The 10172-nt window shown below is 69.8% G+C and carries 13 protein-coding genes and 1 tRNA gene; 1 reads left to right on the top strand and 13 read right to left on the bottom strand.

Annotated elements, in window-relative coordinates; genetic code table 11:
- The 12 genes from ABD401_RS24515 to ABD401_RS24460 form a co-directional block, all read right to left on the bottom strand.
- A partial coding sequence (locus ABD401_RS24515; protein ID WP_344609757.1) for a hypothetical protein occupies positions 1 to 297 on the bottom strand: 297 nt, incomplete at its 3' end.
- A gap of 55 nt (positions 298 to 352) precedes the next feature.
- Positions 353 to 733, bottom strand: a complete 381-nt coding sequence (locus ABD401_RS24510) for a hypothetical protein (protein ID WP_344609755.1) — start codon at positions 731 to 733, stop codon at positions 353 to 355.
- Entirely contained in the window at positions 730 to 1095 is a 366-nt protein-coding gene (locus ABD401_RS24505) for a hypothetical protein (RefSeq protein WP_344609753.1), read from the bottom strand. The genes ABD401_RS24510 and ABD401_RS24505 overlap by 4 nt, the downstream gene beginning before the upstream one ends.
- A 355-nt stretch (positions 1096 to 1450) precedes the next feature.
- Positions 1451 to 2377: a hypothetical protein gene (locus tag ABD401_RS24500; protein ID WP_344609751.1), complete on the bottom strand. Its 927-nt coding sequence runs from the start codon at positions 2375 to 2377 to the stop codon at positions 1451 to 1453.
- 3 nt (positions 2378 to 2380) lie between these two features.
- A complete protein-coding gene (locus ABD401_RS24495) occupies positions 2381 to 2635 on the bottom strand; it encodes a helix-turn-helix domain-containing protein (protein ID WP_344609749.1) in 255 nt (84 codons plus the stop codon).
- 61 nt (positions 2636 to 2696) lie between these two features.
- Positions 2697 to 2978, bottom strand: a complete 282-nt coding sequence (locus tag ABD401_RS24490) for a hypothetical protein (RefSeq protein WP_344609747.1) — start codon at positions 2976 to 2978, stop codon at positions 2697 to 2699.
- Between the two features lie 207 nt (positions 2979 to 3185).
- The gene (locus ABD401_RS24485; RefSeq protein ID WP_344609745.1) at positions 3186 to 4640 is read right to left on the bottom strand and encodes an AAA family ATPase; all 1455 of its coding nucleotides are present in this window, start codon (positions 4638 to 4640) and stop codon (positions 3186 to 3188) included.
- Positions 4637 to 4876 (bottom strand): hypothetical protein, encoded by a 240-nt coding sequence (locus ABD401_RS24480; RefSeq protein WP_344609743.1) that lies wholly within the window; start codon positions 4874 to 4876, stop codon positions 4637 to 4639. Before ABD401_RS24480 ends, ABD401_RS24485 begins: the two co-directional genes overlap by 4 nt.
- Before the next feature lie 62 nt (positions 4877 to 4938).
- A complete protein-coding gene (locus tag ABD401_RS24475; RefSeq protein ID WP_344609741.1) occupies positions 4939 to 5169 on the bottom strand; it encodes a helix-turn-helix domain-containing protein in 231 nt (76 codons plus the stop codon).
- 192 nt (positions 5170 to 5361) lie between these two features.
- Positions 5362 to 5433, bottom strand: a tRNA-Val gene (locus tag ABD401_RS24470).
- Between the two features lie 11 nt (positions 5434 to 5444).
- Entirely contained in the window at positions 5445 to 5906 is a 462-nt protein-coding gene (locus ABD401_RS24465; protein WP_344609739.1) for a peroxiredoxin, read from the bottom strand.
- A gap of 16 nt (positions 5907 to 5922) precedes the next feature.
- The gene (locus tag ABD401_RS24460; RefSeq protein ID WP_344609737.1) at positions 5923 to 6348 is read right to left on the bottom strand and encodes a DUF3052 domain-containing protein; all 426 of its coding nucleotides are present in this window, start codon (positions 6346 to 6348) and stop codon (positions 5923 to 5925) included.
- 237 nt (positions 6349 to 6585) lie between these two features.
- Here ABD401_RS24460 and aceE point away from each other — a divergent pair, with 237 nt between their 5' ends.
- Positions 6586 to 9339 carry a pyruvate dehydrogenase (acetyl-transferring), homodimeric type gene (aceE, locus tag ABD401_RS24455; protein ID WP_344609735.1) on the top strand — a complete coding sequence of 918 codons (2754 nt, stop codon included), beginning with the start codon at positions 6586 to 6588 and terminating at the stop codon, positions 9337 to 9339.
- A gap of 10 nt (positions 9340 to 9349) precedes the next feature.
- On the opposite strand, the gene ABD401_RS24450 is transcribed toward aceE, so the two are convergent.
- A complete protein-coding gene (locus ABD401_RS24450; protein ID WP_344609733.1) occupies positions 9350 to 9958 on the bottom strand; it encodes a hypothetical protein in 609 nt (202 codons plus the stop codon).
- Between the last annotated feature and the right edge of the window lie 214 nt (positions 9959 to 10172).

Below are 10172 nucleotides of genomic sequence, written 5' to 3'. Positions count from 1 at the left end.
GGTCTTGTGCTGCGAATCCATCGCGGTCTTCGTGACCTGCTCGAACTTCGAGAAGTTCGCCGCCTGCGTCGACGCCAAACTGACGGACTGCTTCCCGACCACCGCCATCGTCCCGAGCACAGCGGCACTGGCGACCTTCGCGACCTTGTTGAACTTCGCCAGACGACCCTCGGTCTTCTTCGCCGCCACATCCGCGGCGGACGTCATCCCCGCCGACATTTCCTTCGACGCCGCCGCACTGAACCCCTTCATCGAAGGGACGATGCGGACGTACGCCAACCCCACTTCAGCAGCCATGAACTTCCTCCCCTACTGAGATCACCCGGCCCAGGTGACCGGTCCGCCGACGCGTCTATCCGGGCTTCTCCCGGAACGCGCTCACCGAGTCGTCGGCGTCGAGGCGGTACCAGAACCAGGGCGACCCATGCGGGTACGGCAACAGGCCATCCACGCGGACTTCGCAGTCCCGGAACAGCACCGGGCCGGTGCGGTCACGCAGCGCCTCGATGTCGGCGGCGTCGGCGTCCATCTGCGCCAGCAACATCCGCCAAAAGCCGTGGTGCGGCCACCCACACGCCACACAGACCTCGTCGCGGTCCAAGTGCCGGAGGCTGGTGTTCTCGTCGCACTCGAAGCCGCGACCGTACTGGCGTTCGAACCGGTCCACCCGGCGTTCCAGGAGATGCCCGCGCAGGTCCCCGCCGGCCGGCTCGGACGCCTCGACACGCCTCATCCCGCGGCCCCCCACCGCACCGCCGCGGCCTTCTGCGCGCGACGTGACCGAGGCGTCCGGCCGGTGTCCTTCGTCTCGGCGGCGATCCCGGACGGCAGACCGAGTTTCGTCGTCAGCAGCTCCGCGAGGGCCTTGCGCTGCATCCGTTCCTCAGCCATCAACCGGACAGCGGCGGCGTTCGACGCGATGTCCATGCCGGTCAGGGCCTGCCCGAGCTGGTCGACCCGGTCAGCGGTCGCCGCCGCCAGTTCGAGCACCACAACCTCGTGTTCGTCGAGGACCAACTTCTCCCGAACCAGGTACGCGTCCACGGCCTCCCAGAGGCGTCGACCGGCGGGACCCAGGGTGGTGGTCGAGGTCACAGTGTTCTCCCGTCTACGGGGCGGCTGGGGCGTTCTACGGGCAAGCAGCGCATCGACTGGCAGCGGCTATGCCGAACGGGCGACGTCCCGCGCCGGCGGGCGGGGTCACCCCCCACCCCTTTGCCCGACTTTGTCTGACGCGTAGTCACGTCACCGCACCACCACCACACCTCGACACGACGAGCGAGGTCGATGACGGTGGGGAGTCGCCGGGCACGGCTTTCCCGTTTCGACACGCTGGACAGTCCTTGCGCGGAGGAGAGTGACGCGCTCGTGCCCATCGATCCCCGCTGGTCCCGCTGGCTGGCGCGGGTCGGGGTGACGTTGACGTGCCGGCGTGCCCGGCGACCCACCGTCATGACGCCGCCGTCTTCGCGCGGCGAGTGCGGGGGGCGGGGTTGTCTGCGGCGGGGGTATCGCCGGGGTGGGGGGTGGTCGTGAACCCCCGGGGGTTCCGGGGGCGGGCCTGGTCTGCGATCCACCCCGCCTGGGCTTTGACGTTGGCGTGTTCCCGTTCGGCGGCCGGGGAGGGCCGGCCGATGCTGTCGAGCCAGTTCGCTTCGTCTTCGGCTTCGCGGGCGCGGACCTCGGCGGGGGTGGGCAGCCACAGCACGGCGCCACGGTCGATCATCGTGCGCCACCAGTCGCGGGACAGGGCCGGGGGCAGCCGTGACGGGATGCTGGTGTGGGTGCGGCGGCGGGTGTCTTCGAACTGGTCGTTGTTTCGGACGTTTCTGTAGAACTGGCCGGCGCAGTCACGGATCTGCAGGTGGAGCTTGCCCCAGAGGTTGTCGCGGAGGAGGACGATCGCGGTGAGGTCGTCGAGGGTTTGGTCGTGGCGGGCGAGGTCGTTGGGGGTGGCGGTCGGTGCCTGCGCCCGGTCGTGGCGGGCCTGGTCGAGCAGCTCGACGTACCGGGGACGCAACACGTCGGCGATGAGTTGGTCCGCGCCGGTGAGGAGCATCTGCCCGATCTGCGCGCCGGCTCGGGCCAGGGCCTTGCTGTAAATCGAACGCCGGGCGGCGTGGTCACGGGTGACGGCGATGGCCCTGTCGACGGTGTCTTCGGCGTCGCCGGGGTTGCCGCCGTCGAGGGCTGCCCGGACGAGGGTGTCGATGGCGTCTCGTCGGGCCGCTGTGGGGTCGGTGGCGGTGCGGGCGAGGGTTTGGAGGGCGAGGTAGCCGTCGATGGCGGTGATGAATTCGTCGGGGACGGTGCAGCCGAGGCGGGTGGCTTCGGCGACCCAGCGGGGGGCGCCGCGGTCCTCGCTGATTCCGAACATGGGCTAGTCCTCGTCGTTTTCGGGGGTGGGGGTGAGGCCGAGTAGTTCGGCGGCGTGGCGGGTGGGGTGGTTGCGGCGGGTGGCTTGGTCGCGCATCCAGGTGTTCATGTCGCCGCGGAGGTCGAGGGCGACGGTGGTGTGGTCGACGTTCAGTTCGGCCGCGATCTGCCTCAACGACAGGCCTTGGTTGCGGAGTCGGCGGGCTTCGTTGGCGCGTTCGGCGCGGAGTTCCCGCATCTTCTCGCCGTAATTCACCATGTGTTGAATTATCCCACGGGGTTTTGACAATCCGGTGGAAGGCCGAACGGCTGACGGAGCATCAGTCGTTCGGCCGGGTGGGGACGAAGGTCCACAGCCCGTCCTCGTCCTCCAGGCCGGCGAGCGCCACCGGCGCCGACACCCGCTGATGGTCGACGCAGTACCGATCCGGCCCGGCCTTGTACCGGCGCGGGCAGCCCGGGACTGGGCAGCGCGGCACCGTGCCATCGGCGAACCGCCGGCAGGGGCAGGACATCTTCCGGCAGGGCTTGTAGCCCGAGCCGTCGTGCTCAATGTCGCGGTGGCCGCAGCGGCAGATCTCGGTGGTGTTGTCGGGCTTCATCTGAGCGCTCCATTCGAGAGGTGTTCGGGCGGGAGCAACGCCTGCCCCCCTATATAGAGGGGGGGGCAGCCGTGATTGCTCTGGTTCGTGATTGCCGTGATTGGTGCCGTGATTGTTTGACCTGCGGTTTCGCCGGAGTCGTGATTGCTCCGAGGCACCGTGATTGCCTGTCGCGGAAAAGGTGCCGTGATTGCTTCCGTGATTGCTCTACGCGGCATGTCGGGCCGCCCCGTAGGTCGTCCCGCCGGTGCCTGGTGTGCCGCCGCGGGCACCTTCTCCGGTCACCGTGAGGTGGCCCGCTCGGACGAGGGCTTCGAGCTTTCGACGCGCCTTCTCGACCTGGTTCCGGTCGGGCTTGTCGGTCTCGAACATGGCTATCGCGGTGAGCCGGGCGGTGAGCCTGCCCTGGTTCGCGATGGCGAGGGCGAGCAGGTCGGTGGAGTGGTAGATGTCGCTGCGGCCGGTGTGGTGGTCGTGGATGACCCGCATCGGCCCGATCGGTTCGGCGGGCTGTTTGAGATGGGACAGTTCGACGATCGCGTCACCGGGGGTGCCCCAGAGGAGGATGACGGAGCCGGCGCCGGCGGTGAGCCAGGTGGAGCCGTACACGTCGTCGAGGCTGTTCGGCTTGGCGTTCCCGGCTGACGCCTTGCGCTGGTGGTGGAGTTCGAGGACTTGGACGCCGGCGACGAGGGCGGCTTGCCTGGCCCGGTTGTAGCTGGCGCCGACTTCGTCGTCGGTGAGTCCGATCGCGGCGTCTTTCAGGGAGTCGACGACGATGGTGTCCGCGCCGGCGGCCTCCGCCATCTCGGTGAGGGTTTCGGGCCTCTTGGCGAGGTCGTACGGCGGTGGTCCTTCCCAGACGACGAGCCGGTCTTGGAGGACGTCCCGGTCGGTGTCGTTGTAGATCCGCCGGTGGGCGCGGGCGATCTGCCTGGGCCGGTCCATGGCGAGGTAGAGGACGCGCCGGCCGGGGGTGACGGGGAGGCCGAGGACGGTGGTGTCGAGGCCGAGTCTGGCGCGGATGAGCTGGGCGGCGAGGGTGGTTTTCCCGACGCCGGCGGGGCCGTTGAGCATGAGCGCTTCACCTTCGGCCCAGGCGATGGTGGTTCCTTCGCCCCAGATGGCGGGGATGTGGTTGGGGGTGTCGAGGATGAAGGCGGCGCCGGGTCGGAGGCGTGCCCGGATCGGGTCGACACTGGCGACTGGCACAAATGTTCCAGTCGAATCCGACGCCCCGTCACTTCCCGAGACGCTGGTCGCGGTGGCCGGCTCGGTGGCGCCGGGGTCGGCGCGCTTGGGGACTTGGCGGGGGGTCCGCCGGCCGGCGGCGAGGCCGCCCGTGCCGTCGTCACGCAGGACCAGCCGGATCTCCTTTTCGGGGAGTCCGCAGGCGCGCGCAGCGACTTCGAGTTGCCGCCGCGCGGTGGCTTCGGTGAGGTGGCCGGAGCCGATGAGCTGCCCCATCGCGTAGGCGGCGTCGTTGAGCGCGACGTTCCGTCCGCTGTCGGGGGGCATGACGGCGATGTCGCGGCATTCGGCCATGAGAGCGGCGAGGCCGTAGGGGGTGTCTTCGCCTGGTCCGGCGACGGCGAGCGGCGCGGGTGTGGGCGGGGGTTGGTGTTTCCCGTCGTGTTCGTAGACGTTTTGGAGGAAGCTCACGCCGCCTCCCCGGGGTGTCGGGGGTGGAGGCGGAACCGGTGTCCGGTGTGGGCGCAGGCGCGGGTCACGGCCCCGTCGAACAGTCGGAAGTAGTCCGTGTAGTAGACGTGGCCGAGGTTGCAGTGCGGGCAGCGTGGGACGATCGCGAGCCAGCGTTGCCGGCCGGGTGCGGGCGGCGAGGGAAGCACGATGACGGTCGGCAGCGGGTTATGCTGGGCGTGGTTTTCGCCGACCACCTTCGCCGCCCGGTTCCGCGCCGGGCGGCTTCGGCTTCTCCGGGCTGGATGACGGGCCGTGGTCATGCGGCGTCACCGCCAGCGGCGCGGACGGTCGGCACCGGCTCGGCGAGGCGTTCGACCTCGGCGGCGTCGACACGCATCAGTCGGCCGACCTTGTAGCCGGTCAGCTTGCCGCGGTGGATGAACGACCGGACGGTCTGGGCGTGGACGCCCAGGTATTCGGCGGCGTCATCGACGCTGACGAGGTGGCGGTGGAACGGGCTGGGCTGGCGGCGCTTGGTGGCGGGCATGGTGAGTTCCTCTCGGATATGACGTGCGGGAACGTCGACTCACCAAGCGTCGCGAATGTGAATCTCCCCACGTTGTCCTGAGTTGCCCGTTCTGCCGATATCGGCAGAACGGGCAGGCTCCCTGTGGCACGGGGGTGGCACGGAAAGCAGAAGAGCCACCCGAAGGTGGCTCTGACCTGCATCTTCAATGCGTGGGCGCAACAGGGATCGAACCTGTGACCACCGCCTTGTAAGGGCGGCGCTCTACCGCTGAGCTATACGCCCGTGCCGCGGGATCATCCCACGAACTGGGCCAGGGCCTCGTGGTAGAGCTCGTGATTGCGGGGCCGCCCGATGTCGCTGAGCGTCCGCCAGACGACGACGCCCTCGCTGTCGATGAGGAACGAGCCCCGGGTCGCGACGCCGGCGTTGTCGTCGAACACGCCGTAGGCCTGGGCGACCTCGCCGTGCGGCCAGAAGTCGGAGAGCAGCGGGAACTTCAGCCCGTCGCGGTCCGCGAACACGCGCTGGGTGTAGGGCGAGTCGACCGAGCAGCCCAGGACCTGGACCTTGTCGTTCTGGAAGTGCTCGATGTCGGCCTGCAGCAGCGTCAGCTCGCCGGCGCACACGCCGGTGAACGCCAGCGGGTAGAAGACGAGCAGCACCGCCTTGGGCCGGTGCTCCGCCAGCGTGATCACGACGTTGTGCTGGTCGCGAAGTGCGAAGTCAGGGGCCTTCGCGCCGATCTCGATCGCCACGGCACCAACCTACGGGTCAGCGCTTGCGGGCGGCCTTGGGGGTCACCAGACGGGTGCCCGACCAGTCGGGCGCCGCGGCGATGCTGCTGGTCTGCGACAGGCCCGCGGTCGGGGCCGCCTCGCCGATGTCGGAGGGCTCGACGTGGCCGGGCCGGCCCGACTTCGGCGTCAGCAGCCAGACCACACCCCCGTCCACGAGGGAGGCCAGGGAGTCGACGAGGGCGTCCACCAGGTCACCGTCGCCCTCGCGCCACCACAGGAGGACGGCGTCGACGGTTTCCTCGTAGTCCTCGTCGACCAGGTCGTTACCGGTCACGTCCTCGATCGCGTCGCGGAGGTCGAAGTCGACGTCGTCGTCGTAACCGATCTCCTGGACGACCTGACCCGAGGCGAAGCCCAGCCGCGAGATGGTCGCGGCCGCGCCCTCGGCGCTGGCGCCCAACGTATGTCTCCTGTTCCTCGTGTGCCCCACTGAGGTGGTTGGCGGGTAGTTCATCCGGTTCAAGGCCCACCGCGCAAGTACCCCCGCCGGTGGTGTGGACAGCGATCGAGACACAGCTCACGCCCGAAACGCCCGGTTTACCGGGGGGTAGCGATGCACGAAACGATCTCCGGGACAACGATGGAGGGGACACCCCGGCACCGCAGGGGGTGGCCTCGGAAGAAAAGGACCTCCGCCGTGACATCAGGACGCGAACGGTTCTCCGTCATCAGCGACGGGCTGCCCACCCAGCTGCCCGACGTCGACCCCGAGGAGACGCGCGAGTGGCTGCAGTCGCTCGACGCCGTCATCGACGGCGGCGGCCAGGCCCGCGCCCGCTACCTGATGCTGCGCCTGCTCGAACGCGCCCGGGAGCGACAGGTCGGCGTCCCCGGTCTGCGCAGCACCGACTACATCAACACGATCTCGACCGAGAACGAGCCGTGGTTCCCCGGCGACGAGGACGTCGAGCGCCGGATCCGCGCGTTCATCCGCTGGAACGCGGCCGTCATGGTGTCGCGCGCGAACCGCCCGGGCATCGGCGTCGGCGGCCACATCGCGACCTACGCGTCGGCGGCCTCGCTCTACGACGTCGGCTTCAACCACTTCTTCCGCGGCAAGGCCGGCGGCGAGTCCGGCGACCAGGTCTTCATCCAGGGTCACGCCTCCCCCGGCATCTACGCCCGCGCATTCCTCGAGGGTCGCCTGTCCGCGGACCAGCTCGACGGCTTCCGACAGGAGCTGACCTCCCCGGTCGGCGGTCTGCCGTCCTACCCGCACCCGCGGCTGATGCCGGACTTCTGGGAGTTCCCGACGGTCTCCATGGGTCTCGGCCCGCTGCACGCGATCTACCAGGCCCGGTTCAACCGCTATCTGTTCAACCGTCAGATCAAGGACACCTCGCGGTCGCACGTGTGGGCGTTCCTCGGCGACGGTGAGATGGACGAGGTCGAGTCGCTCGGCGCGATCGGCGTCGCGGCCCGCGAGGAGCTCGACAACCTCACCTTCGTCGTCAACTGCAACCTGCAGCGGCTCGACGGCCCGGTGCGTGGCAACGGCAAGATCATCCAGGAACTGGAGAGCTACTTCCGCGGCGCGGGCTGGAACGTCATCAAGGTCGTCTGGGGCCGGGACTGGGACCCGCTGCTCGCGCGGGACGTCGACGGCGTCCTCGTCAACGCCATGAACACCACCCCGGACGGGCAGTTCCAGACCTACACGACCGAGTCCGGCGCCTACATCCGCGAGAACTTCTTCGGCCGCGACCCGCGGCTGCGCAAGATGGTCCAGAACATGACCGACGAGCAACTCACGAAGCTCTCGCGAGGTGGGCACGACTACCGCAAGGTCTACGCGGCGTTCAAGGCCGCGCGCGAGCACGTCGGGCAGCCGACGGTGATCCTCGCCCACACCATCAAGGGCTGGACGCTCAAGAGCTTCGAGGCGCGCAACGCGACGCACCAGATGAAGAAGCTGACCAAGGACGACCTCAAGGAGTTCCGCGACCGGCTGCACCTGCCGATCTCGGACGCCGCGCTCGAGGCCGACCTGCCCCCGTACTTCCACCCCGGCGAGAACTCGGACGAGATCAACTACCTGCTCGAGCGCCGCCGGGCCCTCGGCGGGTTCCTGCCCTCCCGCACGGTCCGGGCCAAGCCGCTCAAGCTGCCCGGCGCGGCCGCGTTCACCCAGATGGAGAAGGGCTCGGGCAAGCAGCCGGTCGCGACGACGATGGCGTTCGTCCGGCTGATCCGTGACCTGATCAAGGACCCGGAGATCGGCCACCGCTTCGTGCCGATCATCCCGGACGAGGCGCGCACCTTCGGGCTGGACTCGATCTTCCCGACCGCGAAGATCTACTCGCCCCACGGCCAGAACTACGACGCCGTCGACCGCGAACTTCTGTTGTCCTACAAGGAATCGACGCAGGGTCAGATCCTGCACGAGGGCATCAGCGAGGCCGGCGCGATGGGCTCGGTCGTCGCCGCGGGCACGTCGTACGCGACGCACGGCGAGCACATGATTCCCGTCTACATCTTCTACTCGATGTTCGGGTTCCAGCGGACCGGCGACGCCATCTGGGCCTTCGCGGACCAGCTCGGCCGCGGGTTCCTGATCGGCGCCACCGCGGGCCGCACCACGCTGAACGGCGAGGGCCTGCAGCACGAGGACGGACACTCGCTGTTGCTCGCCTCGACGAACCCGGCGTGCGTGGCCTACGACCCGGCGTTCGGGTTCGAGGTCGGCCACATCGTGCAGGCCGGGCTCAAGCGCATGTACGGCTCGTCGGTCGCCCACCCGCACGGCGAGGACGTCTTCTACTACCTGACGGTCTACAACGAGCCGTACGTGCAGCCGGCGCAGCCCGCCGGCCTCGACGTCGACGCGCTGCTGCGCGGCATGTACCGGTACGCGCCGGCGCCCGAGGTGGCGAACGGCGCCCCGCGCGCCCAGCTCCTGGCGTCCGGTCCGGCGATGCAGTGGGCCCTCGAAGCCCAGGCCCGCCTCGCCTCCGAGTGGGGCGTCGGCGCCGACGTCTGGTCGGTGACCTCGTGGTCGGAGCTGCGCCGCGACGGCATGGCGTGCGAGGAGCACAATCTTCTTCACCCGGACAGCGAGCCGCTCGTCCCGCACGTGACGCGGTCGCTGACCGGCGCCCCCGGCCCGGTCGTCGCGGTCAGCGACTGGATGAAGGCCGTCCCGGACCAGATCGCGCGGTGGGTCCCCAGCGACTTCATCTCGCTCGGGACCGACGGCTGGGGCCGCTCCGACACGCGGGCCGCGCTGCGCCGCCACTTCCGTGTCGACGCCCAGTCGATCGTCGTCCGGACCCTCGCCGAGCTCGCTGCCCGCCGGGAGATCGAGCCCGACACCGTCCGCAAGGCGCTCGACGCCTACCGGCTCACCGACGTCACCGCCACCACCGCCGCGGAGGCCGGCGGGGAGACCTGAGCCGGCGGGCTCAGTCGCAGTCCTCGGCGAACGGGGCGCAGCCGACCTTGCCGCCGGCGGCGCGCCACTGCTTGAGGTTCGCCGGCCGGAGCCGGTCGGCGAACCGGCGCATCGCGTCGACCGACTCGCTGCCCTGCAGCTCGAGCGTCCAGCCCTCGCCCCAGGCGATCCGGACGACCCCGGCGCCGCCGTCGCCCGCCTGCCCCCACGTCGCCGACCGGCCGCGGATCTCGCCGGACCCGGCGGCGGTGAGCGGCTCGCGGTCGTCCAGGTCGGCGAGGCCGAACCGGCGCAGAGTCACGCTGAGGTACGCCGACTCCGCCGGGTCGGGTCCGTCCCACTCGGCGAACCAGACCAGGCCCGGGGTCGCCTCGCCGAACATCTCGAGTCCCTCGGCGCTCGGCAGGACGGCCTCGCTGAACTGCCACCCCGGGCCCGGGACGTTGTCCGGGAACAGCGCGAACGGCACGTCCTTCGGCGACAGCGTCGGCGTCGGGGACGGCAGGACCGCCCCGGAGACCGTCTGCCGCGGGGTCGCGATCTGCGAGTCACCTGACGAGCACCCCGTCAGCAGCAGCGCGACACCCCACGCTCCCGCGCCCAGCCGCCTCATGATCATCCGGCCATCCAACCCGATCCGGCCCCGGCGGACCCCGCCGTCCGCTCCCGACCCCCTGCTCATGCATGAGCGGACGGTCGATCTCGCGCCCGATCGCGTCCGATTTTCGACCTCCTGCTCATGCATGAGCAGGAGGCGGGGGGCGGGGACAATTCGTCGCGAAACACCATTCGTCACATGAGTCCCTTGAAGCACTTTGGTCTCTTTGGCCTCT

Source organism: Sporichthya brevicatena, from assembly GCF_039525035.1.
GTDB lineage: Bacteria > Actinomycetota > Actinomycetes > Sporichthyales > Sporichthyaceae > Sporichthya > Sporichthya brevicatena.
This window is presented reverse-complemented; position numbering and strand designations above follow the sequence as displayed.

What these genes read in the sequence shown, in the direction of transcription:
- ABD401_RS24510 (WP_344609755.1), bottom strand. Translation starts at nt 733, where the DNA reads ATGAGGCGTGTCGAGGCGTCCGAGCCGGCCGGCGGGGACCTGCGCGGG.
- ABD401_RS24500 (WP_344609751.1), bottom strand. Translation starts at nt 2,377, where the DNA reads ATGTTCGGAATCAGCGAGGACCGCGGCGCCCCCCGCTGGGTCGCCGAA.
- ABD401_RS24495 (WP_344609749.1), bottom strand. Translation starts at nt 2,635, where the DNA reads ATGGTGAATTACGGCGAGAAGATGCGGGAACTCCGCGCCGAACGCGCC.
- ABD401_RS24490 (WP_344609747.1), bottom strand. Translation starts at nt 2,978, where the DNA reads ATGAAGCCCGACAACACCACCGAGATCTGCCGCTGCGGCCACCGCGAC.
- ABD401_RS24475 (WP_344609741.1), bottom strand. Translation starts at nt 5,169, where the DNA reads ATGCCCGCCACCAAGCGCCGCCAGCCCAGCCCGTTCCACCGCCACCTC.
- ABD401_RS24450 (WP_344609733.1), bottom strand. Translation starts at nt 9,958, where the DNA reads ATGATCATGAGGCGGCTGGGCGCGGGAGCGTGGGGTGTCGCGCTGCTG.